The organism is Bradyrhizobium sp. HKCCYLS20291, assembly GCF_051167715.1.
GTDB lineage: Bacteria > Pseudomonadota > Alphaproteobacteria > Rhizobiales > Xanthobacteraceae > Bradyrhizobium.
In genome coordinates, this window is record NZ_JBNPTO010000006.1 from 148,415 (window position 1) to 174,892 (window position 26,478).

Genomic DNA, 26,478 nt, shown 5'->3' on the forward strand with positions numbered 1-26,478 from the left:
TTTGTTCGTCAGACCGGCCTGCGCGAACCGATGCCCACGATCAACTCGCTGTTTCTTGGAGTTGGCCCGTTCATGCGTTGGCGCAGGAGAGGGAGAGGCGGGCCGGGACGGATTTGAGCCGCCGTGGATCGAGAGAGCGTCCGGGCGGCTGATCCGTCCCCGCTCTCGCGAGGCTCCCTCCATGTCCCGCCGTTCAGTGTCCACGGCCGTCCCCGCGGCCAGCCCTGTCCCTGCCGCCGATCCGGCGTCCGCAGTCTTCGTCGCCGCGCGCCTTCTCCTTCCCCACCTCGAACACGGCCGCCGCATCGACGCGCCGATGTTGAGGACCGCGCTGGAAACCGCATTCGGCGCTTCCGACGCCGATGGCGCATGGGATTGGAAGACGGCTTACGACGCCTGCGAGGCGGCGAGCGTCCTGTTCGTGCGCAGGTTCGGGCCCGCGATGCGGGCGAGGTCCGGCTCGGACGCGGCTATGCTGCCGATGCTTGCCAAGCTCGCAAGACTTCTTCCTACCCACACGCGCCGCTCCGAAGAGAGCGAGGCATTTCAGCAGTTCTCGACACCGATCGCCTTGGGCTTCGCCGCCAGCGTCGCTGCCGCGATCACGCCAGCCGACATTGTGCTGGAGCCGTCGGCCGGCACCGGCCTGCTTGCCATCTTGGCCGAGCTGTCGGGCGCAGCGCTCGTTCTCAACGAGCTCGCAGATACCCGCGCTGGCATTCTCGAGCGGTTGTTCGCCGGCGTCTCCACGACGCGCTTCGACGCTGCGCAGATCGACGATCACCTCGATGCCGGGATCGTGCCGAGCGTCGTGCTGATGAATCCGCCGTTCTCGGCGGTCGCGCATGTCGATCGGCGCATGGCCGATGCGGCCTTGCGGCACATCGCATCCGCGCTTGCGCGACTGCCCGAAGGCGGACGCCTGGTCGCGATCACCGGCGCGAGCTTCGCGTCCGACAACCCCGCGTGGACCGACGCCTTCGTGCACCTGCAGGAGCGCGGCCGCGTCGTGTTCTCCGCCGCCATCGACGGTGCCGTCTATGCGAAGCACGGCACCACAATCGACACGCGCCTGACCGTGATCGACCGTCTGCCGGCTGACGATACGACGGTGTTTCCGCCGTATCGCGATGTCGCGCCCGACGTGACGACGCTGCTCGGCTGGGTCACGGAGCGCGTCCCGCCGCGACTACCGATCGCGGGCAACGTCATCGCTCCGACGGTTCAGCGCGCGGCCATTCCGCGGACCGTTCGCGCGTATGTCTCACGGCCGTCCGCGTCCACGACATCGACGGCCGATCCGGAGGCCGTCGAACTCGCTTATGAGCAGGTCGCGTGGGCACCCACGGAAAGCCGTAAACTCACGGATGCGATTTACGAAGAATACGGATTGCAGTCGATCCGTATTCCCGGATCGACGGCGCATCCGACGAAGCTCGTGCAGTCGGCCGCGATGGCGTCGGTCGCGCCGCCGATTCCGACCTATCGGCCGCATCTGCCGGCGAACCTCGTCCGAGGCGGGTTGCTCTCGGATGCCCAGCTCGAATCCGTCGTCTATGCCGGCGAGGCCCATTCCGACTTCCTCGCCGGGTCCTGGAGCGTCGACGAGACCTTCGATCTCGTCACGGCCGCATCGGATGATGCCGAAGATGCGGTGCGCTTCCGGCGCGGCTGGTTCCTGGGCGACGGCACCGGCGCCGGCAAGGGCCGCCAGGTCGCGGGCGTTCTCATCGACAACTGGCTGAAGGGCCGACGCCGCGCGGTTTGGATCAGCAAGTCTGACAAGCTGATTGAGGATGCCCAGCGCGACTGGTCGGCGCTCGGCATGGAGCGGCTGCTGGTAACACCGCTGTCGCGCTTCCGGCAGGGCACATCGATCCGGCTCGCCGAAGGCATCCTGTTCACGACCTATGCGACGCTGCGGTCCGATGCGCGCGACGAAAAGGCTTCGCGCGTCCGCCAGATCGTCGACTGGCTCGGCGCGGACTTCGACGGCCTGATTGTGTTTGATGAATCACACGCGATGCAGAACGCCGCCGGCGGTAGGGGCGAGCGCGGCGATGTCGCAGCCTCGCAGCAGGGCCGGGCCGGACTGCGGCTGCAACATGCCTTGCCGAACGCGCGCGTTCTCTACGTCTCGGCGACGGGCGCGACCACGGTCCATAATCTCGCCTATGCGCAGCGCCTCGGCCTCTGGGGCGGAGAAGACTTCCCGTTCGCGACGCGCGCGGAGTTCGTCGAGGCGATCGAGGCGGGCGGCGTCGCCGCGATGGAAGTGCTGGCCCGCGATCTCAAGGCGCTCGGCCTCTATGCGGCGCGGTCGCTTTCCTACGAGGGCGTCGAGTACGAACTGGTCGAGCACCGTCTGAGCGATGAGCAGATCCGCATCTACGATGAATATGCGGGTGCCTTCTCGATCATTCATAACAACCTCGATGCCGCGATGCGCGCGGCGAACGTCACCGGCGAGACCGGCACGCTGAACGCGCAGGCCAAGTCCGCCGCGCGCTCCGCTTTCGAGAGCGCCAAGCAGCGCTTCTTCAACCATCTCATCACGGCGATGAAGACGCCGACGCTGATCGCGTCCGTCGAGCGTGACCTGAAGGCGGGTCATGCCGCGGTGATCCAGATCGTCTCGACCGGCGAGGCGCTGATGGAACGCCGGCTTGCCGAAATCCCGACCGAGGAATGGGGCGACGTGCAGGTCGACATCACCCCGCGGGAATACGTGCTCGATTATCTGGCGCACAGTTTCCCGACCCAGCTCTACGAGCCGTTCACGGACAGCGAAGGAAACTTGTCGTCACGGCCAGTCTATCGCGACGGCCAGCCGGTGCAGAGCCGGGACGCAGTCGCACGCCGGGATCGCTTGATCGAGAAGCTCGCGTCATTGTCCCCCGTGCATGGCGCGCTCGACCAGATCGTGCAGCGCTTCGGCACGGACATGGTGGCGGAGGTCACGGGCCGCTCGCGCCGCATTATCCGCAAGACTGGATCGGACCGGATCGACCGCCTCGTCGTCGAGAACCGTGCCGGCTCCGCGAACCTCGCCGAGACGCAGGCGTTCATGGATGACGTCAAGCGTATTCTGGCGTTCTCGGAAGCTGGCGGCACGGGACGCAGCTATCACGCCGAACTGTCGGTCCGGAACCGGCGGCTGCGCATACATTATCTCTTGGAGGCCGGGTGGAAGGCCGACGCGGCGATTCAGGGGCTGGGCCGTACCAATCGCACCAATCAGGCGCAGCCGCCGCTGTTCCGGCCGATCGCCACCAACGTGAAGGCGGAAAAGCGCTTCCTCTCGACCATCGCGCGGCGCCTCGACACGCTCGGGGCCATCACCAAGGGGCAGCGCCAGACCGGCGGGCAGGGCCTGTTCCGCCCCGGGGACAACCTCGAGAGTCACTATGCGCGCGACGCCTTGCGTCAGCTCTATCTCCTTCTGGTCATGGGCAAGGTCGAAAGCTGCTCGCTTCAGACCTTTGAGGATGCCACGGGACTGAAGCTGACCGACGCGAACGGCATCAAGGACGAACTCCCGCCGATCACGACGTTCCTCAACCGTCTGCTGGCGCTGACCATCGACCTGCAAAACATCCTGTTCGTCGCCTTCGAGCAGTTGCTGACCGCACGGGTCGAGGGCGCGATCGCGTCCGGCACCTATGATGTTGGCCTGGAGACGCTGACGGCCGAGAGCTTCAGCGTCACGGATCGGCAGACCATCTATACGCATCCCAACACCGAGGCCGAAACGCGATTGCTGACGATCACGCAACGCCAGCGCAACCGGCCGGTTACGCTCGACGAGGCGTTGGAGCATCTCTCCGATCCGCGCGCCTTGCTGCTGGTCAACACGCAATCCGGCCGCGCCGCCGTGCAGGCGCCGGCGCGCAGCGTCATGCTCGATGACGGCCAGGTCGAACGTCGCGTGCGCCTGATCCGGCCCATGGAGCACCCGGTCATCGCGCTTGCGACCATGCCACAGACCCATTGGCGTGAGGCGGATCGTGAGAGCTTCGCGCGCGTCTGGTCGGCCGAACTGGCCGACGTGCCGGCGTTCACCGACAGCGAGATTCACATTGTCGCCGGTCTCCTGCTGCCGATCTGGAAGCGGCTGCCGAATGAATCGACACGCGTCTATCGGCTCCAGACCGATGATGGAGAACGCATCATCGGCCGCAAGGTGTCACCGGCCTGGGTTGCCAGTGCGACCGCGATCGGCGCCTCGACGCTGACGCCCGATGCAGCGCATTCGGCTCTGCTCGACGGCAAGACCATCCTCGATCTCGCTGAAGGCCTTCAGCTTCGCCGTGTCCGCGTCATGGGCGCGAACCGCATCGAACTGACCGGGTTCGCCGGTGCCATGCGCGAGCGGCTCACGGCCTACGGCCTGTTCCACGAGATCATCTCGTGGAAGCTGCGCATGTTCGTGCCGACCGATGCCGCCGGCGTGGATGTCCTGCGCAAAGTGCTCGACCGATATCCGGTTGCGCGCGTTGCCGAGCGCGTGGCCTGATCATGCCGGGACATGCGGCCGAACTGGCACGCCGTCTCGCGCGCGAGGCCGAGGCGGTGTGCCGGCACTATCTCTCCAGTGGTCGCCGCGAAGGCCGCTACTGGATGGTCGGCGACGTCAACAACACGCCCGGGCGCTCGATGTTCGTGCGCCTCAGCGGCCCTGAATCCGGCAAGGGCGCTGCCGGCAAGTGGACCGACGCCGCGACCGGCGAGCATGGCGACCTGCTCGATATCATCGGCGCGACTTGCGCGCTCGACGACTTCCGCGACATCGAGACGGAAGCAAGGCGCTTCCTGAGCTTTCCGCGACCGCAACATGAACTCGCGTTGAAGCGGCGTCTGACACCAGCTCCGGTCGGATCGCCGGAATCCGCCCGGCGCCTGTTTGCCATGTCGCACCCGATTCCGCGCACACTCGTGGAAACGTACTTGCGCAATCGTGGCATCACGGCTTTGCCCGAAACCGGAAATCTCCGTTTCCACCCACGCTGCTATTATCGTCCCGATCGCGACATGCCGACCGAGACCTGGCCGGCGATGATCGCCGCCGTTACCGATCTCGACGGCCGTATCACCGGCGCGCACCGGACCTGGCTCGATCCGAACGGCTTCGACCCCACCACGCTCGGCAAGGCGCCGATCGACTCGCCGCGGCGCGCGATGGGCCATCTGCTCGGCAACGCGGTGCGCTTCGGTGTGGTGCGCGACGTTGCGGCCGCGGGCGAAGGCATCGAAACCATGCTGTCGCTTCGCTGCGTCCTGCCCGACATGCCGATGATGGCCGCGCTCTCGGCCGCTCATCTCGCCGCCATTGTATTTCCGGCGACGCTGCGCCGGCTCTATATCGTGCGCGACAACGATCCGGCAGGCGACGGCGCGATGGCCAGTCTCTTCGACCGTGCCCACGCGGCACGAATCGACGCGGTGGTCTTGTCGCCCCACGGTGACGACTTCAACGCCGATCTGCGCCGCTTCGGCACCGATGCGCTACGGATGGCCGTGCGGGTTCAACTCGTGCCGGAGGACGTCGCACGCTTCATGCGTCTGTGAGATGTGGCCGGAACGGGTGACCGGCGCGTTGCCGCTGTGTCGGCGTGTGAAGGCGCTTCCGTCGGAGAGGGCCGGGCCACGGCCTTCTTGCGAGGGCGACCGTGCGGCAAGCGGCCCGGGCCGGCAATGGCTGCGGCCGGCTATTTTCCGCCGGCGCTACGCGCCTTTGCATCGCGAAGCAAAATAGCCGTCCTCCGCCATCCTCCGCTTCGCTCCGGCCGCTGCGCCTCGCGCCGCGGTGCAGGTCCGGTCCGCCCGCCGCCCTGTGTCGCCATGAAGGCCGCGATGGGCGCGGCCGATCCGACAGAAGGAAGCACCTCATGACGACCGACTATGACGACACCGGCTACGAGTCGCACGCCGCATCCGCCACCGACACCATCCTCACCGAACTGCAACTGCATGGCTATCGCCCCTTCCAGGACGAGCCCGATCCCAGACCGCTCCCCGAAGCGCGTAATGTCGCCGGTGCCGTCGCCGACATCTTCGATGCGCTCGTGGCAACCCTGACCGACACTCGCCTCGAACCGGACCTCGAAGACTTTCTGTGGTCGACCGTCAACCTCTTCCATCGCGCCAATGGCCGGATCGAGCGCCAGCTCGACGACAACGAGCAGGCGCAGCGGCGCTGCCAGCGTGAACAGGACGGCTCCGAGATCCGCTCCGTCGAACTGGAGCGCCTCACGGCCGAGGGCATGACGCTGGTCGAACGGCGCAACGTGATGGAGTTCTTCCGCGATCAGGCCGCGGAGCACTTCGCGCGCCACACCGGATCGCATTGGCATCCGCGCAACGGATCGATGGTCAACCATCGCACCTTGACCGCGGCGATGATCGATAGCCGCGACTTCATCGCAGCCAAGCGCCGGGCCGAAACCGAAGTGATGCTACCGGCCGGTCCGAAGATCGCCTTCACGGGCGGGCTCGACTTCAACGATCACCGCCTGATCTGGGATCGTCTCGATCAGGTCCGCGCCAAGCACCCCGACATGGTGCTGCTGCACGGCGGATCGCCGAAGGGCGCCGAACGCATCGCCGCCCGCTGGGCAGATCACCGCAAGGTGCCGCAGATCGCATTCAAGCCCGACTGGACGAAGCACGCCAAGGCTGCGCCGTTCAAGCGCAACGACGCGATGCTCGAAGCGTTGCCGATCGGCGTCCTGGTCGCACCGGGCTCGGGCATCCAGGAAAACCTAGCCGACAAGGCGCGCCGGTTCGGCATTCCGGTCTGGAAACTCGGAAAGAGCGGCGCGTGAGCGCCGCCGCTTCAATCGCAGGGACTCTCGCGCTCGCGAAACGCATGTCGCGACGAAACATGGCGATGGAGCCGATCCATTGCTGTCGTTTCGCGCGAATTCTGCTATTCTGCCGACCGCGCCGTGGAGGTGGTGGAAGGCGCAACCCATGTCATTGTTGTCACGGGAGGATCCACCATGCTCGCACTCGGCATCGTCCTCAACATCATCGGCCTCGGCTTCTTCTGCTGGGTGCTGTTCACGCTCGCGATCTACGCGCTGCCGTTCTTCGTCGGCATGACGGCTGGCCCTTACGCACACGGCGTAGGCGCAGGCCCGTTTGGCGCAATCGTTCTTGGCCTAGTCGCGGCTGCCTTCACACTTGTCATCGGCCAGACGATCTTTTCGATCGTCCGCACGCCCTTTCTGCGGATCGCGGTCGCACTGATGTTCGCGGTGCCGGCTGCGCTTGCCGGCTATTATGCAACGTTTGGGCTCTCCGGCCTCACCATGACGTCCGATCTCTGGCGGCAAGTCTTCGCCGTAATCGGCGCGATCGTGATCGGCGTGACGGCCTGGACGCGGCTTGCGGCATCTCCCCCCGACGGCTCCAGCGGGCATGGAAGACCGGCACTGTCGTAGTCCGGCGACGCCGCTACCTGATGAGTCGAGTGCTGCGCCGTGTCGCTCAGTGAGGGTACTGATCGGAGCAAAGCCGAAGCAGGGTGCTTTCAGGCCTGACGTGACAGTGAGTGTGCGGCCGGCGGATCGCTTGTCGCCGCGGCGCGCCGGGCTCCGGCGGACTGATGTTGCGATGGCCGGGCGTTCTTTGCCGCCGCGTGTCTTGGGGAATGCGAGACGTCGCCTGCAGCAGGGCAGAGCGATTTCAGCATCGGCGCGCGCGTGGTCTCGTGGTGGTGACGTTCGCTGGCTTCTCCTTGCACTATTCCTGTTTCGAGCAGCGCGTCCATTCGGGTCTCTACGATGGCCAGACCTGGCCGGACAACGGCTGCGCCTCGCTCGACTAGCCGCAATGCCGGCATTCAACTTTCTTCCCCTGGGCTTCGCCCATTCCTCGCGAGACAAGAAAGTTGCCTGCCTGGCATCCTCCGCTGCGCTTCGGTCCTTCGGATGCGGCGTCGATCGTCTCCGGCCTGTCGGTCGCCATCGAGACCGCGATGGTCGCGGCTCGGCAACAGAAAGCAAGGAGAACTATCATGGCGAACATCGGCACCTTCACCAAGACCGAGCAGGGCTTCGTCGGCGAAATCGTCACGCTCAGCTTCCAGGCAAAGAACGTCCGCATGGTCCCGGAGAGCAACGGCACCAACGAGAACGCCCCGAGCCACCGCGTCTATGTCGGCCGCGCCGAGATCGGCGCCGCCTGGGCCAAGCGGTCCACCGAGGGCCGCAACTACCTGTCGGTCAAGCTCGACGACCCGAGCTTCAACGCGCCGATCTACGCGAACCTCTTCGACGACGAAGACGGCGAGAGCTACACGCTCATCTGGTCGCGCGGCCGCAAGGCCAACGCCGACTGAGCCAGCCTTCCGACACCCCGCCCGGACCGCCGGGCGGGGTTCTGGCATGGCGTCGCGACGCCTCGCTCAGGCCGCCGGGCCCCGACATCGGCCCGGGGGGGGGGCGTCGACGCTCAACCAGACGCTCGGATTCCACGTGCATTAAACTCGCCAGCCCGACGAATCCCTAGTATACTGGGTGGCAGTATATTAGTGATCCGGCGACGTCTCCCGCATGCGATTGCGCGAGACCGTGGCCAGAAATTTGCGCCGGCTGCGGCAGGCTAAAGGCCTGTCGCAGGAGGAGCTTGCCGATCGTGCAGACATCAATCGCAACTATGTCGGAATGCTCGAACGCGAACAGCATGCGGCAACGATCGACATGCTGGAAAAACTCGCCGACGTCCTTGAAACGGATCCCGTGGAGTTCTTCCGGCGCGGAGCGTGAGGTCGGGTGCGACCCAGGTCCGCATTATAAAATACGCGGTCTGCTGGGCGAGCATGGCTCGATATCATTCGGCGATAGCGTAATGCCGCCTACGTGATGCCAGCGCGAAATCAATTCCGGTTGGCTAATTTCTGGTAAATAAGGATGAGCGCACGAGTAAACCTGTGACCATTACCCCCTTCGAAGACTGTCCTCCGCAGCTTGATCGCGTCAGTTCCTATGACGAGAAACATCTGGCGAGCTACATCCGGCTGCTGGATGCTGAGGCCGAAGGCGCGGATTGGCGCGAGGCCGTCTCGATCATTTTCGGCCTCGATCCCAACAAGCATCCGGAGCGCGCCAAGCTCGTGCACGATAGTCATCTCGCACGCGCACACTGGATGAGAGATAAAGGCTATCGGAATCTCCTCGAACCGCGCATGCAATAGCCCTCGCGTGCAGCGCACGCCGAGGTCAAACCCGACGCTATCGCGTCATTCAATCTTAATATCTAGCTGACGTTGCAATCCTCTCAATACTCAACGATTGCGATCCGTACCAAGGATCAGTCGATGGGAGGGTAGTAATCATGCCACCTGCGTCCGACTGGCGATCTGCGAGCACCGCCGAAAAACTCATGAGCCTCGATCGCCCGCAATTCGCCGCCGAGTTCCTCCGCCGCAATCACGACTACAGCGAAGATTACCGCGTCACACAGGATCAGATCGCGTCAGGCGTCGTCGAGCATGCCGCCGGAATGGACAGGCTCGCACGACGTTGGGGTTTGAGTTTTCGCGCATGCCCCCGACATCGCTGCCTGGAACTCGCCTTCCATATGGCGACCAGAACGTTCGCCATCCGCTGTTATTATTGCTCCCGCGCCTGAGACCTTCATCGCGGCGCGAACCATCCGTCTCGAAGATCTCTCGCCGATCCTGGCGAGCGTGACGACCGGCGATGGCCGTCATCTTCTCCTCGCTGACGCCGACGGCTATCATCAGGTCTGGTTCGTCGGCGGTCATCATGCGCGCGGCAGCAGTTTCATCATCCCCCGCGATGACGACCGCGCCGCGCGCATGCATGCCATTCAGCGTTTCGAGCGACGCCTGGCCGGCGAGCGGTCCGGTCCCCTGATGCGCAGCTTGCAGCTCTCGGTGCATCAGCGCAGCAGGTTCACGCTCCAACTCCGCGCGCTCGATGGTGTTCGGGATGGCGCGTCGCGTCGTGAGATCGCAGCGGTCCTTCTCGATCCGCAAGCGCGCGATATCCCCGCCATCGAATGGACTAACGCAGCACTGCGCAAGCGCATCAACCGCATCATCGCGCGCGCCACGCTTATGACAAACGGCGGCTATCTCGCGCTACTGCGCGGCGACGCCAAACGTGCGAGGCGCTTCCGCCGGCGCTAGCCGCGACCGCCCCGCCGAGCTCTCGGGCGCCAAACGAAGGGGACACTTCAGGAGGCCTCCTGGGGCGGGTCTCCCCCACGACGCCGATCTTCCGTCACGCTTGCCTCCGATCCGTTGCCTTGTCCGGCAGCGGCCGCCAATGACCCGGAGGCTCATCTTGGACACTTCTCCTCCTCGCGTTACGCCCCGTTTCTTGCGCACGCACGATGCCGCGGCGTTTCTCGGTCTCTCCGGACGCACGCTTGAGAAACATCGTTGCACCGGCACAGGCCCGATCTTCCGAAAGCTTGGCGGCCGCGTCGTCTACGCCATCGATGACCTCGAGACCTGGGCCGCCGAGCGCGCCCGCAACTCCACGTCCGATCCCGGCCCGCAGCCGTCCTCTCGCTCGGCGCGAGCCACGCCGTCGCGTAGCCGCTGACGGGTGTTCGCATGCGACGTTCCATCGACGACGATCATCAACTCGAACTCTTTCGCGCCAGGCCCGGCGATATGCCGCCGCGCGACGCGCAAGACCTCATGTCATGGCCGTTCTTCTCACTCGCCAAGACGCCGCGCGTCCGGCCCATCGACTTCCACATGGGGGACGTCACGATTGTCGTCGAAGCGACGCACGAACACGGCATGGCGACAATCTGGGACGCCGACGTGCTGATCTGGGCCGCGTCCCAAATCGTCGATGCGCGCGACCGCGGATTGCGCACATCACGGCTGATGGCTGCGACGCCATATGAGATTCTGAGCTTCATCGGACGCGGCGACTCCGCACAGAACTACGAGCGGCTCAAGGCCGGCCTCGATCGTCTGCAGTCGACAACCGTCGCCACCTCGATCCGTCAACCGACAGAACGCCGGCGGCATCGTTTTAGCTGGATCAACGAATGGAAGGAGCGTGCCGACAGCGCCGGCCGGCCGCGCGGCATCGAACTGATCCTGCCGGACTGGTTCTACGCCGGCGTCATGATGGAGGCGCTCGTCCTCACCATCGACCGCGAATATTTTGCACTCACCGGCGGACTTGAGCGCTGGCTGTACCGTCTTGTGCGCAAGCATGGCGGACGCCAGCGTCATGGCTGGATCTTCGACTTCCGGCACCTTCATCTAAAGTCCGGCAGCCTCTCGCCTTACAAGCGCTTCGCATTCGAGCTGCGCGACATCGTGCGCCGCCAGCCGCTGCCCGGCTACCAACTCGCCTGCATCGCCGGCGCCGAAAACGCGCCGTGCCTGAGCTTCCAGCCCGTCACCAATCCATTTCCGTCCGCACCACGCCTGCGCACGCCGCGGCCGCAACACGATGGGGATAAGCTGTGAAAAGAACCGTCCTATCAGGAACCCGAACACCCGTCCTATCGGGAACCGCAAACCCGTCCTATCAGGAACCCAAATCGTGCTTAACCCGCGAAGCACGCTTGCGAAATCACCCGCCTAACTTCTCTAACAGAGAATCCTTCGGATTCTTGCTAACGGCGGGCATCCGTTGCGGATTGCTAGGTGCAGCCACTCGCAACGACGTTGCCTCGCTGAGCAATGCAGAGTTCGCGGTGACGCCATGACCCGGCGACCGCGCAAAACCAAACTCAAGTTCTGGCCAGTCGACGTCAAGCGCCGGACCAAACGACGAAAGCCTCCGCGCCAGGCTCGGCGCAAGCGCAATGCCTTCTCGGCAAGACTGACCATCGACATCACGCCTGACCTGCGCGCCCGCATCAAGATCACGGCATTCGAGCGCGGCGTCACCGTCGCCTACATGCTGCGTCTCCTCCTGCTGAAGACCTTTCCTCGCGCCAGGGGAGGCCGGCGATGAAGGGCGTCACGATCACGGATGTCTCGCGCGCGCATGACACAGACGGCAGTCTCACCTTGGTCGAGTTGACCTGGTTTAAACAGCGCATTGAGAACCGCGTCCGCTTCGGGCATCCGGCAGGACAGCAGATCCTGGACCGCCATCGCCGCGTCCTCAGTTTCACTGCTGGAAGCATCTTCTGCTTCGTGCGGTGGGCAGCCAACGATTACGGCACCATCCTCTCGCGTGCCGACATTGTGCGCGCGATCGCTCCCGGCGCGCGTTACCAGACATTGCCGTTTGTGCGCCCCGGCGGCGACATCCTCCTGCGCATGGACGGTTGGCCCAAGGTCGAGCGTGTGCTGCATGCCGTTGACGCCGTCGAGGCGCTCGGCATCGATCCGGCCGATGTTGCGCCGGACTACTGGCAGCACGTCCACAACCGACTGTCCGTCAACGAGACGCCGCGCAATTACACGCGCACACGTCATCAAGCCTGGCTCAAACGGCGCGAGGTCGGCTCATGACCCGCATCGCCACGCTGCTCGCAACAGCGCTGTCTACGGTCACGGTCGGCGCGTCGGCATTCGTCGATCCGCCGATAGACCTGATCTGGAACGCCAGCGCCAGCGCGCCGATCGGCCTCTACACCGTGCAGCCGGCCGACGATCTCGACGTCACCGATCTTGTTGCGGTGGCGGCGCCGCCACTCATCGCCGAGTTCATGGCCGATCGCGGTTATCTGCCGATGGGTGTGCCCATGATGAAGCGCGTCCTGGCGCTTCCAGGCCAGACTGTCTGCCGCCACGGCCTCGACATCGTCGCCTATGGCTCGACCATCGGCCACGCCCGCGAACGCGATAATGCCGGCCGCAAGATGCCGGTCTGGCAAGGCTGCCGCCGCATCGGCGATGACGAACTGTTTCTCATGAACTTCGATGTCCCGGACAGCGTGGACGGCCGCTACTTCGGTCCGTTCCCGCGCGGTTCGGTCATCGGCCGCGTACTGCCCGTCTGGACCGACGAGGCCGGTGACGGCCGTTTCCAATGGCGCGCCGCCAGACGTTGACGCCGTGCCGAAAGACTCAACCTCACCAACAGAAGGGACCATGACATGGCGCAAATCGGCAACTTCATCCGCACCCGAAACGGCTTCTCCGGACGTCTGCGCACGCTCTCGCTAGACATCGAACTGACCATCGTGCCGGCCGATCATTCAGACACCGAGAACGCCCCGAATTACCGCATTCACGCCGGCGACGAGGAGGGACCCGAAGTCGGCGCGGGCTGGACGCGCACCGGCGAGAAGGCCGGTGAGTACGTCGCCGTGCAGATCGACGATCCTGGTTTCCCGCAGCCGGTTCGCGCCAACCTGTTCCAGTCCGGCAGCGATCGCTCCGCCTTCCATCTGCTCTGGACGCGTCCGAGCAAACGCGAGACGCGGAGCTGATCCGTGTCGCCGATGCGTGACCGGGATGTCGGACATCCGCGCACCACGCGTGAAACTGCCGTCATTCCTCTGTTCGCGAAAAGCGCGACTCATTCCTCCGTCCCGCTCAAGGCTCACGCGGCCGTCGCGCACAGCGGCGGTCAAGGGCGGCCGCAGGCCGGCGCTCGCGCCTTGCCCTTGACGGCCGCGAGCACGATGGCATCGGCCGGTTGCTTAGCGGGCGGAGGAGCTTTGTTCATGGAGCATACGTTATGGACCTTCTTACGCTCGTGACCGCGTGCGCGCTCACTGTCGATCCGAAGTTAATGCATGCGCTGGTCTGGCACCATTCGGGCGGCGAGCCCTGGGCGATCTCAATGCCGGGCGAGGCAAACCCGCGTGTGTATCGAAACATGCGTGACGCGATCCGTGAAACGCGGGAATTGTCTGTCGACAGTATCGTGCGCGTCGGTCTCGCCGGCGTGTCCGTATCTCCATCGCGAGTCTCCGCGTCGGTCCTTTTGCCGTGCCGCAACGTCGCGATGGCGGCATCCCAACTCACCAAGCTCGCCACTCGTTGCAAAGCTCATCCGCGCTTCAAGACCGATCCGAATCTCTGCGCCGTTGCAGCCTATCGTGGCTCGTGGGATCGGCCGGACGTCAAGTTCGCGACCGACGTCGCGGCGACGGCGGCGAAGGGCGATGCACCGAACTTCGACATGCCGCGCGGCACGAGCACTGAGATCTTCGATACGGCTGATGACGCGCCGTCCGACACCGGGACGCCCATCGTCGACATCACGACGACATTCGCCGACCAGGCGCGTAGCTGGTCGAGCGCACTCTTCCCGACGAAATCCAAGCCTCCGACGGAGGGATCGGAGCACATCCCAACGGCGGCGCCATCGGCACCTGAACCGCCATCGTCCGGTTCATCTGCCACATCTCCATTCAAGAGCAATCCGCAAGATCGCGACTTGTTCGTGCGTCGCATCGGGACCGGGCGTCCATGATGAAGCGTATCGCAGGCCATCGTCAGACAGCGAAGACCGGCGCACGAATGTGTGTAAGCGGGGAGGAGAGCGGCAACACGACCGTTGGAGGGCAAGATAAAAGGCCGCGAGGTGCGGCCCGGTTGGGGGACGGTCGGGGCATTGTTTCTGCACACGTTTCACCCCGCACACTGCGACGTGCGCGAGCATGGCGCGACATCGCGCACGCGAAGATTCCGCAATCTCTTCAACGTATATCGCACATCGCGGAGCATTCGCGATGAGCAACGAGGATGACTTCCGCATCCGCCCCGGCAAAATCCGCTCGCGTCCGAACATGCAAGCCAAGCCTTTCATCGCCCAGGCGCTCGCTGCCGCCGAACGTGCCGGGGGCCATGTTACCAGGTCGAGACGGATCACCGCGCCGCGACGTTCCCGCTTCGGCCGTGGCCGCGCCGCCAGCGTGCGGGCGAACCGACTGGTGACGTCCCGTTCGCGCCTTGCCACGGTTAAGACCCGCATCGTCCGCAACACCCGCGCCCGCGCGACGCTTCGGGCACATCTCAATTACCTGCGCCGCGAGGGCGTGACGCGAGACGGCGAGCGGGCACGTATGTTCGGTGCTGAGACCGACGACGCCGACATGAAGGCGTTCAGCGAGCGATGCGAAGAAGACCGGCACCACTTCAGAATCATCGTGTCGCCGGAGGACGCGGCGAACATGTCGGACCTGAAAGCGTTCGCGCGCGACCTGATGCGACAGGCGGAGAAGGACCTCGGCACGAAACTCGACTGGGTCGGCGTCGATCACTGGAACACCGACAACCCCCATGTCCACATCATCATCCGTGGCCGCGCCAGCGACGGCAAAGACCTCGTCATTGCGCGGGAATACATCAGCGAGGGAATGCGGGCGAGGGCGCAGGATCTCGTCACGCAGGAACTAGGGCCGCGCTCCGACCTCGACATCCGGCGCAGCCTCGAGAGCCAGGTGGAGTCCGAGCGCTGGACACGGCTCGATCGCCAGCTTGTCCGGGATGCAAACCGGCATGGCATCATCGACGTTGCGCCGATTGCGGGCAAACAACCCGACGAGTACCTCCCGCAGAAGGTCGGCCGTCTGTGCAAACTGGAGTCGCTCGGGCTTGCAAACCAGATTGCACCGGGACAGTGGATGATTGCCGACGAGGCTGAGTCCACCTTGCGCGAACTGGCCGAGCGCGGAGACATCATCAAGCGCATGAACAGGGCGCTCACCGAGCGCGGCCTCGAACGCGGCGCGTCGAGCTATGTGCTGGCTGGCGAGAGCCTCGCCGATCCCATCGTCGGGCGTCTGATTGACCGCGGCCTCGATGACGAGTTGAAGGCCTCTGCCTACGCCGTCGTCGATGGTACCGATGGGCGGACCCATCACATCAAGCTTGCCACCCTCGATGCCACGGGCGATGGCCCGACAGGATCAATCGTCGAACTGCGCCGGTTCGAGGATTCCCACGGCCGCGAGCGCGCTGCCCTTGCGGTGCGGTCCGACCTCGATCTCGATGCGCAGGTGAAGGCGTCAGGCGCGACCTGGATCGATCGGCAGCTCATCGCGCGCGATGCAACACCCCTCGGAAACGGCGGGTTCGGCGCCGAGGTGCGCGCCGCGATGGAAAGCCGGGCCGAGCATCTGATCGAGCAAGGTCTCGCTCGCCGGCAGGGGCAGCAGGTCATCTACAGTCGCAACCTCATCAACACGTTGCGGCAGCGTGAACTCGATTCCATGGGCGAGAAGCTCGCGACTGAGATGGGAATGCCGTTCCGGAAGACGGCGAGTGGTGAGTATGTCGCCGGCCTCTATCGTCAGCGATTGATGCTCGCGTCCGGCCGCTTCGCCATGATCGACGACGGTCTCGGCTTCCAGCTCGTGCCTTGGTCGCCGTCGCTGGAACGCAATCTCGGTAGGCATGTCTCAGGCATCGCCCGCGCCGATGGCGGAATAGACTGGAGTTTCGGGCGACAACGCGGATTGGGACTTTGATCCTGCGGCGGCGCGGTCAGTACGGGCAATCGACGCCTGGCCGCAGGACTCCCTCGACCACGACAAGGCCTTTGCCGACCTCATCGCCTTTCGCCGTCAGGCGGATGACAGACAGCATCTCAACCGTTGAGACCTCGATCAGGCCGGGCCGTTCGAGCATCGCGAGGCATTCTCTGACCTGCGCGCGCGGGCACGCGAGGCCCAGCCGGGTAAAGTAGCAGCCTACGATCTCTTCGTTGCTCGCATAGGACGGCTCACGCCCGAGCATCCGCAGGACGGCAAGCGCGCGATGCTCCGATTTCTGTTGTTCAAGCGGACTGGGACAATTGGCTTCGGGGACGGACATTCGGCTAACTCCACTGTCGGCATCACCGGCGAATCACACCTTCAGTATTTTTTCGCATTCCTACGCCTGTTTGCGATACGGGATTGATCGTTGTTGAAGCCCCTCACGGGCTACGCTTTGTTCGCGGTCGCCGCCGATGGCATCGGACAGGACCATGACCGCGACGAAAATCCTCTGGGGCCAGATCCTCACCGTCTTCTCGATCGCGCTTTCGACGATCTGGGGCGCGACGCAGTGGACGGCGTGGCGGCTCGGCTTCCAGCCGCAGCTCGGTTCATCGTGGTTCGACCTCGCCGGGCTACCGGTCTATCCGCCGCCGGCCTTCTTCTGGTGGTGGTACTTCTTCGATGCTTACGCGCCCGGCATCTTCCTTGAAGGCGCCGCCATAGCAGCGTCCGGCGGCTTCACGGCGATCGCCGTCGCCATCGGCATGTCGGTCTGGCGGGCGCGCGAGGCAAAGATCGCCGAGACCTACGGCTCGGCGCGATGGGCGAATGCCGACGAGGTGAGGACCGCAGGACTGCTCGGCCCGGACGGTGTGGTGCTCGGCCGGTTCGAGAGCGAATACCTGCGTCATGACGGACCCGAGCATGTGTTGTGCTTCGCGCCGACACGATCGGGCAAGGGCGTGGGCTTGGTCGTGCCGTCGCTCCTGACCTGGCCGGGCTCGGCCGTCGTCCACGATATCAAGGGCGAGAACTGGCAGCTCACCGCCGGACTGCGTTCGCGCTTCGGCCGCGTGCTTCTCTTCGATCCGACCAACGCCGAGAGCGCAGCTTACAACCCGCTGCTTGAGGTCCGGCCAGGCGAGTGGGAAGTCCGCGACGTGCAGAACGTCGCCGACGTCCTGGTCGACCCGGAAGGCTCGTTGGAACGGAGAAACCACTGGGAAAAGACCAGCCACTCGCTCCTGGTCGGTGCGATCCTTCACGTCCTCTATGCCGAGGACGACAAGACGCTCGCCGGCGTTGCTTCATTCCTCTCCGATCCTCGGCGTCCGATCGAGACCACGCTGGTCGCGATGATGACGACGCCGCATCTCGGCAGAGACGGGCCGCACCCCGTCGTCGCCTCGGCCGCGCGGGAGTTGCTGAACAAATCCGACAATGAACGATCCGGCGTCCTTTCCACCGCCATGTCGTTCCTCGGTCTCTACCGCGATCCCGTCGTAGCCCAGGTCACACGGCGCTGCGACTGGCGCATCGCCGACATCGCCGGAGACGTGAAGCCGTCCACGCTCTACCTCGTGGTGCCGCCGTCCGACATCAGCCGCACCAAGCCGCTCATTCGCCTGATCCTCAACCAGATCGGCCGCCGGCTGACAGAGGACCTGAAGGCAACCGACCGGCGGCATCGCGTGCTGCTCATGCTGGATGAATTCCCGGCGCTCGGCCGGCTCGATTTCTTCGAGTCCGCGCTCGCCTTCATGGCTGGCTACAAACTCAAGTCGTTCCTGATCGCGCAGTCGCTGAACCAGATCGAGAAGGCTTACGGCGCCAATAACTCGATCCTCGACAACTGTCACGTCCGCGTCAGCTTCGCGACCAATGACGAGCGCACCGCCAAACGCGTGTCGGACGCGCTCGGCATCGCGACCGAGATGAGGGCGATGAAGAACTATGCCGGCCACCGGCTCAGCCCGTGGCTCGGTCATCTGATGGTGTCGCGGCAGGAGACAGCCCGTCCGCTCATGACCCCGGGCGAAGTGATGCAGCTCCCACCCGACAATGAGATCGTCATGGTCGCCGGCGTTCCGCCGATCCGCGCGAAGAAGGCTCGATACTTTGAGGATCCGCGCCTGGCCGAGCGCATCCAGCCGCCGCCGAAGCCGGGTGGCTCAAAGCTGCCGCCGAAGCTCGACGACTGGTCGGCACGCGCTCCGCTTCGATCGGTCGCACCCGCAAAGGCAGACGGAGCGGCTGAGAAGGAGTCCACTTCATTCGTCAACCGCAAGTCGGCCGGCACGACCGACAGCGATCCGGCCAACGCAGGACTCCGGCGCGAGCCGGGGCTCGAACGGCACAAGGATATCGCGCCGGAGCCGGTCAAGTCCCCGGTGAACGAATTTGAGCCGGATCGCGAAGACGACGACAGCGATGCTATGCGTCTCCGTTTGGTCGGCCGCACCGTGCGGCAGGTCGCGCGGCAAGCGGCAATGGATCCTCGCGACGGCATCGAGCTCTGACATGGAAAAGAAATCCCGTCTCTCCGTCTATCTCGACCCGGACCTGATGCGCTCGCTGGCCGACTACGCCGCGCGGCGCGACCAGTCTCGCTCGCTCATTGCCGAGGCTGCCGTCGCGTCCTTCCTGTCTCCCGATGCCGACGAGCGCCGCGAGGCTGCCACCGCCAAGCGGCTCGACGGTATCGACCGGCGGCTGCAACGACTTGAGCGCGACATCGGCATTTCGGTCGAGATGCTGGCGGTGTTCATCCGCTTCTGGCTTGCCTCGACGCCGCAACTACCCGACGCCGCCCAGGCGGCAACGCGGGCCAAGGCCGGGGAGCGGTATGACAGTTTCCTCGATGCCCTAGGACGCCGCCTCGCCAAGGGGCCAAGACTTAGACAAGAAATCTGCGATGATATTTCAGAAGAGGCATGCAACCTCACACGTCGAGGTTAACCCGACAGCCGAATTAGTTCAGACATATTTGAGAATTCGCTACATCGATTTTGCTGCTAGCGCTTACGCACCTTAGTACGCGCTCTTATTGCTCCCATTGACCCTCGGTTCACCAATTCGGTTTCAACTTGACGTTCGCGATCAGCTTCCTGATGCAGCCATTCTCGAAAGGCTAGAAGTGCTGGATCCTCCCGACGAACAGGCCGATATTCTAGAAACCAGCTGTCTCGTGTGTGTGCGATGATCGGAAATGGCGCGACTAAGCGGCCCGTTGCCAGGGCGTCGCTGACGTAAGGGAATTGAGCTATGGCGACTCCGACGCCATCGAGCGCCGCCTGCATCGCCATGGCGTTGCTCTCGAATGACGCCTCCCCGGCGGGATGGGGCGGAGAGCGCAGGCGCGCCGCCTCGAACCAATGCGGCCATTCGTTGGGCATATTGGACACGACAATCAGAGTCGCGTTGCGCAAGTCGTCGGGCGAACGCAGCGTCGATGCGAGCTCCGGCGTACACACCGGTACGACGATGCTGGGGAACAGGCGCTCAGCAGTATAGCCCGGCAGCGCGTCGGTATCGCGCCGGATGGTGCAGGTCCAGTCGTCACGCACCGGACGGGTCGCGCCGCCGGTCGCCACGCGCACCTCGATGGCGGGGTGGCTGCGATAGAAAGTGGCCAGCCGCGGGATCAGCCAGCTGACCGCCAGGGTTGGTCCTACTCCCACCGTGAGCACGGGGCCGCCGCGCATCGCCTCGACGCTTTCGGTGAGGCGGGCGATTGAATCGAAAGCATCGGTCAGACCGGCCAGCAGCGCTTGCCCTTGAGCGGTTAGTTCGAGCGCACTCGCGTGGCGTCGGAACAGTGCAAAGCCGAGACGGTCCTCCAGCAGGCGAACCAAGCGGCTCACCGCGGTTTGTGTGACGTTCAGTTCTCGCGCGGCAGCGGTGAAACTGCCATGCCGGCCGGCCGCTTCGAACGCCCGCAATCCGTTCAACGAAGGCAAGCGCCGCGTCATGTTGGACCCCAACCTTTTGTTGGGCGAACATTAAGTTAAAGGCGTTTGCGGGACAATCATTTTCGCCCAATATGTCTTCCATCAATGAACATCAGAGCAAGACGCTCTATTGACTTAAGGCTCTGTTTTCAATGGGCTGATTCCAGATGGATCTGACTCGGTCAGAGTGACCGTTCGTCAGACACCCTCGCAGGGTCCGGAGGCAAAACGTGACCAAAGGTTCACTCTTCAGCATCGGCATTTTAACAGCAGGAGTTCTATGCATGCTCTACGCCCAGCCAGTTTCCGCCCAGGAAAAGCGAGGCGTGATCCCGCATGCGCCGCTGCTGAAGACGGCCGTGCCCAATACGGCGAACCAGGAAGTCGCCGTCTATCACGTCGAATACGAGCCTGGTGGCATCAATCCACGACACCTTCATCCGGCAGCGATCACCTTCCACATCCTTTCCGGCACCGCCGTCTTTCAGGAGGAAGGCAAGCCGGCAGTCACCCTACGTGCCGGCGACAGTCTGTTCGTTCCCGCCGGCACCATTCATGCGCACTGGAATCCGAGTTCAACGGAAAGTCTCCGCTTTCTCGAATTCATCGTTGCTGAAAAGGACAAGGGCCGGTCCATTCCCAAACCGTTGAAGGATTGATCGCGCCTCACGCCGGTCCGTTCGAATGAGCGGGTTTCCATCTACCGGCGGATCAAACGGGATCGCGGATATGTCTGCCCGAAACCTGTATCGCAAAGTTCTTGTTCTTGCGGGCGGAGCGATTGCTGTCACCGGATTGCTCTACTGGCAATTTGCGCCGAGTCCGCCGCCGCAGCGCAGCGGCGGATCGCAGACGCGCGCACCGGCGCCTGTGAGCGTTGCCACGGTGAAGCGACAGGATGTGCCGATCTACCTCACGGGACTGGGAACGGTGCAGGCGTCGTTTACCGTCGCTATCCGTTCCGAGGTCGATGGCAAGCTGCAGGAGGTGCTGTTCACTGAAGGGCAGCACGTCCGGAAGGGAGACGTCTTGGCGAAGATCGATGCGCGGCTGTTCCAGGCAGCGCTCGATCAGGCCGCCGCCAGAAAGCGCCAGAATGTTGCTTTGCTGACCGGCGCAGAGAAGGATCTGGCACGTTCCAAGGCCTTGGCGCAGAAGGATATCGGAACCCAGCAGAATGTCGATCAGCAGCAGAGCAAGGTCGATCAGCTGAAAGCCTCCATCGAGGCCGATATGGCGGCGATCGCCACTGCGCAAACACAGCTCGACTATACCACGATCACGGCGCCAAGCGACGGCCGCATGGGGGTTCGTCTGGTCGACCCCGGCAACCTGATACGCGTGTCGGATTCCGGACCGATCGCCACTCTCGTCCTGCCCCAACCGGCGGCAGTCCAATTCACGCTGCCGGCGCGGGCGCTGCCGGACATCCGTGAAGCCATGGCGCATGGGCCGGTCGAGGTGACGGCTTTCGACCAGGACAACAGTCGCGTACTCGGCACCGGAACGATCCTGCTCATCGACAACATCATCAATCAGGCTACCGACATGATTCGGCTGAAGGCTATGTTCGCCAATGCCGACGACCAGCTCTGGCCAGGTCAGTATGTCAATGCGCGCGTGCTGGTCACGATCAAGCGCAATGTGCTGACGATCCCCTCTAGCGCAGTGCAGCGCGGGCCGCGGGGGCTGTTCACCTGGATTGTGACCGACAAGAACACGGCGGAGCCGCGTTCGCTGCAGGTCGGCCCGACGTCGGGCGACCTGACGGTGGTTGCGTCGGGCCTGTCGGGAGAGGAGCGGGTGGTAACGGACGGGCAATACCGGCTGCAACGCGGCGGCACGGTGAGCATCACAAAGCAGCAAACCGCCGATGCACGGAGTGGATCGTGAACCTCTCCGAGCCATCGATCAGGAGACCGGTTGCGACCACGCTGCTGATGGTGGCGTTGGCATTTGTCGGAACGACGTCATTCTTCCTGCTACCTGTCGCACCGCTCCCACAGGTTGATTTCCCGACGATTCAGGTCACGGCTACGCTGGCGGGCGCCAGCCCCGAAACCATGGCTTCGTCGGTTGCAACGCCGCTCGAGCGCCAGATCGGGCAGATCGCCGGCGTCACGCAGATGACGTCCTTCAGCGCGCTCGGCGCGACGTCGATCACCATCCAGTTTGATCTGGACCGCAATATCGACGCGGCCGCGCAGGACGTGCAGGCGGCGATCGCTGCCGCCTCCAGGAACTTGCCAGACTCGATGACATCGCCGCCGACCTACCGCAAACTCAATCCGGCAGAGGCGCCAATCCTGATCCTCTCGGTGAGTTCGGAGACGTTGCCGCTGACGGCCGTCAGCGAATATGCGGACAGTTTCCTCGCGCAGCAGATTTCACAGGTGCAGGGTGTCGCCCAGGTTGCGATTGGCGGCGAGCAGAAGCCCTCCATTCGGGTTCAACTGGACCCGGGAAAACTTTCGGCGCGCGGATTGACACTTGAAGAGGTGCGAGACGCCATCGTCAATATCACCACCAACGCCCCAAAGGGCAGCCTGACCACACCGAAGGCGAGCTTCGCATTTGTCGCAAACGATCAGATCACCGAGGCAGATGAGTTCGAAGACGCGATTATTGCGTATCGCGACGGCGCTCCTGTTCGGGTACGGGACGTGGGGCGCGCGGTTTCGGCGCCATCGGACAGGAATACAGCAGCTCATTACAACAACGTTCCGGGCATCTTGCTTTCGGTCAATAAGCAGCCCGGTGCGAACGTCATCGCAACGGTCGACCAGATCAAGGCTCAACTGCCCAAGCTGACTGCGAACCTGCCGCCCGCGATTACGGTCGAGACCGTGCTCGATCGTACCATCACCATTCGGGCGTCCGTTCACGAGGTCGAATTCACGCTTGTTCTCACGGTCGCGCTGGTGGTGCTGGTGGTTCTGCTGTTCCTGCGCAATCTGTGGGCGACCCTGATCCCGAGCATCACAGTGGCGCTCGCGCTGATCGGGTCGTTCGCCGCGATGTATCTTCTCGGATTCAGTCTCAATAACGTTTCACTGATGGCGCTCATCATCGCGATTGGTTTTGTCGTTGATGACGCGATTGTGGTTGTCGAGAACATCTATCGGCACATGGAAGAGGGACAATCGCCGCTCGATGCGGCGCTGGCCGGGTCCCGCGAAATCGCCTTCACCATTGTGTCGATCAGCGTGTCGCTGGTTGCGGTCTTCATCCCGCTTTTGCTCATGGGCGGCATTGTGGGGCGGATGTTCCGCGAGTTCGCCCTCACGGTCACGGCCTCGATTCTGGTGTCGGCCATCGTCTCGCTTACGCTCGTGCCGATGCTCTGCTCGCGCTTCATGCGGCCGAATACCGACCAGCATGGGCGCCTCTATCGTGCGATCGAAAGCGCGTTTGACGGAATCCTCTCAGGATATCGCCGCACGCTCGACATCGTGCTTCGACACCAGGCAACGACTCTGGCCGTGTTCTTCGCAACCATGGCGCTCACCGTGTATCTGGCCGTTCAGATTCCGAAGGGGTTCTTTCCGATACAGGACACCGGACTGATCGGGGGCGTGGCGGAAACCGCGCAGGGGGCCTCGTCCGAGGAAATGCAGCGCCTGATGAAAGTGTTGGCCGAGGTCGTCCTGCGCGATCCCGACGTTGCGGGTGTCAGTGCAACGACCGCCAGCACGGGCGGCAACGGAAATGCGCAGACCGCCAACACCGCCCGCTTCACCATTGTCCTGAAGCCGCGCGAGGAACGCACTCAGACGGCCTCGCAGATCATCAACCGGCTGCGGCCGCAATTGGCCAAGGTCCAGGGTGCAAACCTGTCCATGCAGCCGATCCAAGACATCACGGTAGGCGGTCGAAGTTCGCGCGGAAGCTTTCAATATACACTGCAAAGCGTCGACGTCGGTGAATTGACGACGTGGTCGCAGCGCATGCTGGAAAAGATGCGCACGCTGCCGCAGATTGCGGATGTCGCAACGGATCTTCTCGCCAATGCGCCGCAAATCCAGGTGCAGATCAATCGCGATCAGGCGGCGCGTTTCGGGATTTCGCCGCAACTAATCAATGACACCCTCAACGATGCCTTCGGTCAAAGACAGGTCACGCAGTACTTTACGCAGCTCAACACCTACCCGATCATTCTGGAACTGCTCCCAGAGTTGCAGACGGATTTCTCCTCGCTTCAGCGCATCTACCTGAAGTCGCCGCTGACCGGAGCCGCTGTGCCACTTTCCGCGCTGGTGACTTTCGATACCACCAGGGTCGGGCCGCTGTCCGTGACCCATCAGGGGCAGTTTCCGTCCGTGACTTTGTCGTTCAACCTCGCGCCGGGGGGCGCTCTCGGCCAAGCTGTCGAGGCCATCAGACAGGCGGCACTTGATATCGGCATGCCCGGTGCGGTCACCGGCACGTTCCAGGGCAACGCACAGGCCTTTCAGGCCTCCCTGTCGAGCATGCCAATACTGATCATCGCCGCGCTCGTGGTGGTCTACATCGTGCTCGGGGTTCTCTATGAGAGCTTCGTCCATCCGCTGACGATCCTCTCCACGCTGCCATCCGCAGGCATCGGCGCACTGCTCGCACTGCAATTCGGCCATATGGATCTGTCGGTGATCGGAATCGTCGCCCTCATTCTGTTGATTGGTATCGTCAAGAAGAACGGCATCATGCTTGTTGACTTTGCCATCGTGGCCGAACGCGACCGACATTTGCCGCCAGTCGTCGCTATTCGCGAAGCCTGCCTCTTGCGATTTCGCCCAATTCTGATGACGACTGCCGCAGCGCTTCTCGCCGGTGTGCCGTTGGCAGTCGGGACCGGTACCGGCTCGGAGCTGCGGCAGCCGCTCGGTTACGCAATGGTCGGCGGGTTGTTGGTCAGCCAGCTGCTAACATTGTACACGACACCGGTCGTCTATCTCTATCTGGTTCGATTGCAGCAGTGGTTCACATCGCGGCAGCAAGACCTGCAATGCACGAAGAGTTCGTACAAAATACATAATGAATTCGCACAACGAAAAGATGGAGTGAAGCTGGTCAGTCGGTCAGGCGCGTGAAAATGAAACTATTATGCAACATCAATGTGGTCAGTTCAAGACAATGAAATCTGGATTGTCTGCTGTATCGGGTTCAGTTGTGAGGATCGACGGCTGTATCGCGAGTATGAAGGTAGCCCACTTCTTCTATTTCTCTATCGCGGCTAGGCACCGCAGTTTCCGTCGTGCAGCCATTGATCTAAACATCACGCAACCAACGCTGAGTAAACGAATTCGTGAACTTGAGGATCAATTCGACGTTCTACTCTTTGAGCGCCGTGCCGGCGGAGCGCGATTGACGCCCCCAGGTGAGAAGTTTGTGCAGTCGGCCGATCGCATCCTCGCCGAGTTGGAGTTTATGAAACAATCCGCGCAGGCTGCGAAGCGCGGAGATTTAGGCCGAATCGATGTCGGCTTTTATACTTCTCTATCGGCAGGAGCTTTGCGCGACACCTTGGTCGCATTCGCCAATCAGCATGCCGAAGCTGAGCTCAATATTATTGAGGAAACTCGTGCGGCACTAATTCCGCTTCTTGATCGCGGCGCGATTGATATCGCTGTGGTTTTGGGCGAGCCCGGCTATCGAGACTACGCGCATATGAGTCTGTGGTCCGAGCGGATCATGGTCGTGCTCCCCGAAACACATCGGCTTGCCGAACGTGATGTTGTGTATTGGACTGACCTGAGGAACGAGCGCTTCGTCATAAGCCACCGTGATCCAGGGCCGGAGATCAATGATGTCTTACTCAACAAGCTAGCGGCTCCTGGCGATCGTCCCCTAATCAAGCACATCAACGCCCACCATAGCGTGACGATCGGTGCCGTTCGCGGCGAGCGCGGCATTACACTGGCCTGTGAATCCTCGTTTGCCCCGTTGCCAGGGGTTGTGTTTCGAGAATTGCGCGACGGCAACGGACCAACTCGGCTTGGATTCGTCGCTTATTGGCGGCGCAATAATGACAATCCGACCCTGAAGCAGTTCTTGGCTCTGCTCCGGGCCCATCCCGCCGTTCCCCACCTCGTTAGCAGTGCATCCATGTCATAAGCGGCACCGCATCTCTCCTGTATTTTTTCGCTCCGCTACG

Annotated in this window: 25 protein-coding genes; 23 read left to right on the plus strand and 2 right to left on the minus strand. The window is 63.5% G+C overall.

What is annotated here, in order from left to right; translation table 11 throughout:
* Positions 1-181 precede the first annotated feature (181 nt).
* The 17 genes from ACQR07_RS15740 (at position 182) to ACQR07_RS15820 (ending at position 16,383) form a co-directional block, all read left to right on the plus strand.
* Positions 182-4,516, plus strand: a complete 4,335-nt coding sequence (locus ACQR07_RS15740) for a strawberry notch-like NTP hydrolase domain-containing protein (RefSeq protein ID WP_434903174.1) — start codon at positions 182-184, stop codon at positions 4,514-4,516.
* Between the two features lie 2 nt (positions 4,517-4,518).
* On the plus strand, positions 4,519-5,568 hold the full coding sequence (locus tag ACQR07_RS15745; RefSeq protein ID WP_394017650.1) for a DUF7146 domain-containing protein: 1,050 nt from the start codon (positions 4,519-4,521) through the stop codon (positions 5,566-5,568).
* A 320-nt stretch (positions 5,569-5,888) separates the two neighbouring features.
* Complete coding sequence (locus ACQR07_RS15750; protein ID WP_086089423.1) at positions 5,889-6,824, plus strand: DUF2493 domain-containing protein; 936 nt, start codon at positions 5,889-5,891, stop codon at positions 6,822-6,824.
* 177 nt (positions 6,825-7,001) lie between these two features.
* Positions 7,002-7,445: a hypothetical protein gene (locus tag ACQR07_RS15755; RefSeq protein ID WP_086089424.1), complete on the plus strand. Its 444-nt coding sequence runs from the start codon at positions 7,002-7,004 to the stop codon at positions 7,443-7,445.
* A 575-nt stretch (positions 7,446-8,020) separates the two neighbouring features.
* Complete coding sequence (locus tag ACQR07_RS15760) at positions 8,021-8,344, plus strand: DUF736 domain-containing protein (RefSeq protein ID WP_086089426.1); 324 nt, start codon at positions 8,021-8,023, stop codon at positions 8,342-8,344.
* 214 nt (positions 8,345-8,558) lie between these two features.
* Positions 8,559-8,771: a helix-turn-helix domain-containing protein gene (locus ACQR07_RS15765; RefSeq protein WP_086089427.1), complete on the plus strand. Its 213-nt coding sequence runs from the start codon at positions 8,559-8,561 to the stop codon at positions 8,769-8,771.
* A gap of 164 nt (positions 8,772-8,935) precedes the next feature.
* Positions 8,936-9,199 carry a DNA -binding domain-containing protein gene (locus ACQR07_RS15770; RefSeq protein ID WP_086089428.1) on the plus strand — a complete coding sequence of 88 codons (264 nt, stop codon included), beginning with the start codon at positions 8,936-8,938 and terminating at the stop codon, positions 9,197-9,199.
* Between the two features lie 140 nt (positions 9,200-9,339).
* A complete protein-coding gene (locus tag ACQR07_RS15775) occupies positions 9,340-9,636 on the plus strand; it encodes a transcriptional regulator domain-containing protein (protein WP_434903175.1) in 297 nt (98 codons plus the stop codon).
* A 22-nt stretch (positions 9,637-9,658) separates the two neighbouring features.
* Positions 9,659-10,159 carry a DUF2285 domain-containing protein gene (locus tag ACQR07_RS15780; protein WP_394017823.1) on the plus strand — a complete coding sequence of 167 codons (501 nt, stop codon included), beginning with the start codon at positions 9,659-9,661 and terminating at the stop codon, positions 10,157-10,159.
* Positions 10,160-10,298: 139 nt separating this feature from the next.
* The gene (locus ACQR07_RS15785; protein WP_394017653.1) at positions 10,299-10,580 is read left to right on the plus strand and encodes a helix-turn-helix transcriptional regulator; all 282 of its coding nucleotides are present in this window, start codon (positions 10,299-10,301) and stop codon (positions 10,578-10,580) included.
* Between the two features lie 11 nt (positions 10,581-10,591).
* On the plus strand, positions 10,592-11,470 hold the full coding sequence (locus ACQR07_RS15790) for a replication initiator protein A (protein ID WP_086089432.1): 879 nt from the start codon (positions 10,592-10,594) through the stop codon (positions 11,468-11,470).
* Positions 11,471-11,708: 238 nt separating this feature from the next.
* Positions 11,709-11,963 carry a ribbon-helix-helix protein gene (locus tag ACQR07_RS15795; protein WP_120265346.1) on the plus strand — a complete coding sequence of 85 codons (255 nt, stop codon included), beginning with the start codon at positions 11,709-11,711 and terminating at the stop codon, positions 11,961-11,963.
* On the plus strand, positions 11,960-12,469 hold the full coding sequence (locus tag ACQR07_RS15800; protein ID WP_434903176.1) for a DUF2840 domain-containing protein: 510 nt from the start codon (positions 11,960-11,962) through the stop codon (positions 12,467-12,469). Before ACQR07_RS15795 ends, ACQR07_RS15800 begins: the two co-directional genes overlap by 4 nt.
* A complete protein-coding gene (locus tag ACQR07_RS15805) occupies positions 12,466-13,011 on the plus strand; it encodes a S26 family signal peptidase (protein ID WP_086089434.1) in 546 nt (181 codons plus the stop codon). Before ACQR07_RS15800 ends, ACQR07_RS15805 begins: the two co-directional genes overlap by 4 nt.
* 45 nt (positions 13,012-13,056) lie before the next feature.
* Positions 13,057-13,392, plus strand: coding sequence for a DUF736 domain-containing protein (locus tag ACQR07_RS15810; protein ID WP_086089435.1), 336 nt, complete (start codon positions 13,057-13,059; stop codon positions 13,390-13,392).
* Positions 13,393-13,643: 251 nt separating this feature from the next.
* Positions 13,644-14,384 (plus strand): hypothetical protein, encoded by a 741-nt coding sequence (locus ACQR07_RS15815; protein ID WP_086089436.1) that lies wholly within the window; start codon positions 13,644-13,646, stop codon positions 14,382-14,384.
* Positions 14,385-14,643: 259 nt separating this feature from the next.
* The gene (locus ACQR07_RS15820; RefSeq protein WP_394017655.1) at positions 14,644-16,383 is read left to right on the plus strand and encodes a relaxase/mobilization nuclease domain-containing protein; all 1,740 of its coding nucleotides are present in this window, start codon (positions 14,644-14,646) and stop codon (positions 16,381-16,383) included.
* Positions 16,384-16,399: 16 nt separating this feature from the next.
* Here the strand turns inward: ACQR07_RS15820 and ACQR07_RS15825 are convergent, their stop codons facing one another.
* Positions 16,400-16,729, minus strand: a complete 330-nt coding sequence (locus ACQR07_RS15825) for a VpaChn25_0724 family phage protein (RefSeq protein WP_086089437.1) — start codon at positions 16,727-16,729, stop codon at positions 16,400-16,402.
* Positions 16,730-16,883: 154 nt separating this feature from the next.
* On the opposite strand from ACQR07_RS15825, the gene ACQR07_RS15830 reads away from it, so the two are divergent.
* Both ACQR07_RS15830 and ACQR07_RS15835 read left to right on the plus strand, forming a co-directional pair.
* Positions 16,884-18,914 carry a conjugal transfer protein TraG gene (locus tag ACQR07_RS15830; protein WP_434903177.1) on the plus strand — a complete coding sequence of 677 codons (2,031 nt, stop codon included), beginning with the start codon at positions 16,884-16,886 and terminating at the stop codon, positions 18,912-18,914.
* Position 18,915: 1 nt separating this feature from the next.
* Positions 18,916-19,353, plus strand: a complete 438-nt coding sequence (locus ACQR07_RS15835) for a ribbon-helix-helix protein, CopG family (RefSeq protein ID WP_086089438.1) — start codon at positions 18,916-18,918, stop codon at positions 19,351-19,353.
* A gap of 56 nt (positions 19,354-19,409) precedes the next feature.
* Here the strand turns inward: ACQR07_RS15835 and ACQR07_RS15840 are convergent, their stop codons facing one another.
* Complete coding sequence (locus tag ACQR07_RS15840) at positions 19,410-20,366, minus strand: LysR substrate-binding domain-containing protein (protein ID WP_086089439.1); 957 nt, start codon at positions 20,364-20,366, stop codon at positions 19,410-19,412.
* 263 nt (positions 20,367-20,629) lie between these two features.
* Here ACQR07_RS15840 and ACQR07_RS15845 point away from each other — a divergent pair, with 263 nt between their 5' ends.
* From ACQR07_RS15845 to ACQR07_RS15860, 4 genes are all read left to right on the plus strand, one after another.
* Complete coding sequence (locus tag ACQR07_RS15845) at positions 20,630-21,004, plus strand: cupin domain-containing protein (RefSeq protein WP_086089440.1); 375 nt, start codon at positions 20,630-20,632, stop codon at positions 21,002-21,004.
* A 70-nt stretch (positions 21,005-21,074) separates the two neighbouring features.
* The gene (locus ACQR07_RS15850; protein WP_157699684.1) at positions 21,075-22,238 is read left to right on the plus strand and encodes an efflux RND transporter periplasmic adaptor subunit; all 1,164 of its coding nucleotides are present in this window, start codon (positions 21,075-21,077) and stop codon (positions 22,236-22,238) included.
* Positions 22,235-25,414 (plus strand): efflux RND transporter permease subunit, encoded by a 3,180-nt coding sequence (locus ACQR07_RS15855; RefSeq protein ID WP_394017658.1) that lies wholly within the window; start codon positions 22,235-22,237, stop codon positions 25,412-25,414. The genes ACQR07_RS15850 and ACQR07_RS15855 overlap by 4 nt, the downstream gene beginning before the upstream one ends.
* A 55-nt stretch (positions 25,415-25,469) precedes the next feature.
* Positions 25,470-26,438, plus strand: a complete 969-nt coding sequence (locus ACQR07_RS15860) for a LysR family transcriptional regulator (protein WP_183044158.1) — start codon at positions 25,470-25,472, stop codon at positions 26,436-26,438.
* Positions 26,439-26,478 lie beyond the last annotated feature (40 nt).

Bases quoted from the DNA above. Each gene is read 5' to 3' on its own strand.
- ACQR07_RS15740 (WP_434903174.1), top strand. From the start codon at position 182: ATGTCCCGCCGTTCAGTGTCCACGGCCGTCCCCGCGGCCAGCCCTGTC.
- ACQR07_RS15745 (WP_394017650.1), top strand. From the start codon at position 4,519: ATGCCGGGACATGCGGCCGAACTGGCACGCCGTCTCGCGCGCGAGGCC.
- ACQR07_RS15750 (WP_086089423.1), top strand. From the start codon at position 5,889: ATGACGACCGACTATGACGACACCGGCTACGAGTCGCACGCCGCATCC.
- ACQR07_RS15755 (WP_086089424.1), top strand. From the start codon at position 7,002: ATGCTCGCACTCGGCATCGTCCTCAACATCATCGGCCTCGGCTTCTTC.
- ACQR07_RS15760 (WP_086089426.1), top strand. From the start codon at position 8,021: ATGGCGAACATCGGCACCTTCACCAAGACCGAGCAGGGCTTCGTCGGC.
- ACQR07_RS15765 (WP_086089427.1), top strand. From the start codon at position 8,559: ATGCGATTGCGCGAGACCGTGGCCAGAAATTTGCGCCGGCTGCGGCAG.
- ACQR07_RS15775 (WP_434903175.1), top strand. From the start codon at position 9,340: ATGCCACCTGCGTCCGACTGGCGATCTGCGAGCACCGCCGAAAAACTC.
- ACQR07_RS15785 (WP_394017653.1), top strand. From the start codon at position 10,299: ATGACCCGGAGGCTCATCTTGGACACTTCTCCTCCTCGCGTTACGCCC.
- ACQR07_RS15790 (WP_086089432.1), top strand. From the start codon at position 10,592: ATGCGACGTTCCATCGACGACGATCATCAACTCGAACTCTTTCGCGCC.
- ACQR07_RS15795 (WP_120265346.1), top strand. From the start codon at position 11,709: ATGACCCGGCGACCGCGCAAAACCAAACTCAAGTTCTGGCCAGTCGAC.
- ACQR07_RS15800 (WP_434903176.1), top strand. From the start codon at position 11,960: ATGAAGGGCGTCACGATCACGGATGTCTCGCGCGCGCATGACACAGAC.
- ACQR07_RS15805 (WP_086089434.1), top strand. From the start codon at position 12,466: ATGACCCGCATCGCCACGCTGCTCGCAACAGCGCTGTCTACGGTCACG.
- ACQR07_RS15810 (WP_086089435.1), top strand. From the start codon at position 13,057: ATGGCGCAAATCGGCAACTTCATCCGCACCCGAAACGGCTTCTCCGGA.
- ACQR07_RS15815 (WP_086089436.1), top strand. From the start codon at position 13,644: ATGGACCTTCTTACGCTCGTGACCGCGTGCGCGCTCACTGTCGATCCG.
- ACQR07_RS15820 (WP_394017655.1), top strand. From the start codon at position 14,644: ATGAGCAACGAGGATGACTTCCGCATCCGCCCCGGCAAAATCCGCTCG.
- ACQR07_RS15825 (WP_086089437.1), bottom strand. From the start codon at position 16,729: ATGTCCGTCCCCGAAGCCAATTGTCCCAGTCCGCTTGAACAACAGAAA.
- ACQR07_RS15830 (WP_434903177.1), top strand. From the start codon at position 16,884: ATGACCGCGACGAAAATCCTCTGGGGCCAGATCCTCACCGTCTTCTCG.
- ACQR07_RS15835 (WP_086089438.1), top strand. From the start codon at position 18,916: ATGGAAAAGAAATCCCGTCTCTCCGTCTATCTCGACCCGGACCTGATG.
- ACQR07_RS15840 (WP_086089439.1), bottom strand. From the start codon at position 20,366: ATGACGCGGCGCTTGCCTTCGTTGAACGGATTGCGGGCGTTCGAAGCG.
- ACQR07_RS15845 (WP_086089440.1), top strand. From the start codon at position 20,630: ATGCTCTACGCCCAGCCAGTTTCCGCCCAGGAAAAGCGAGGCGTGATC.
- ACQR07_RS15850 (WP_157699684.1), top strand. From the start codon at position 21,075: ATGTCTGCCCGAAACCTGTATCGCAAAGTTCTTGTTCTTGCGGGCGGA.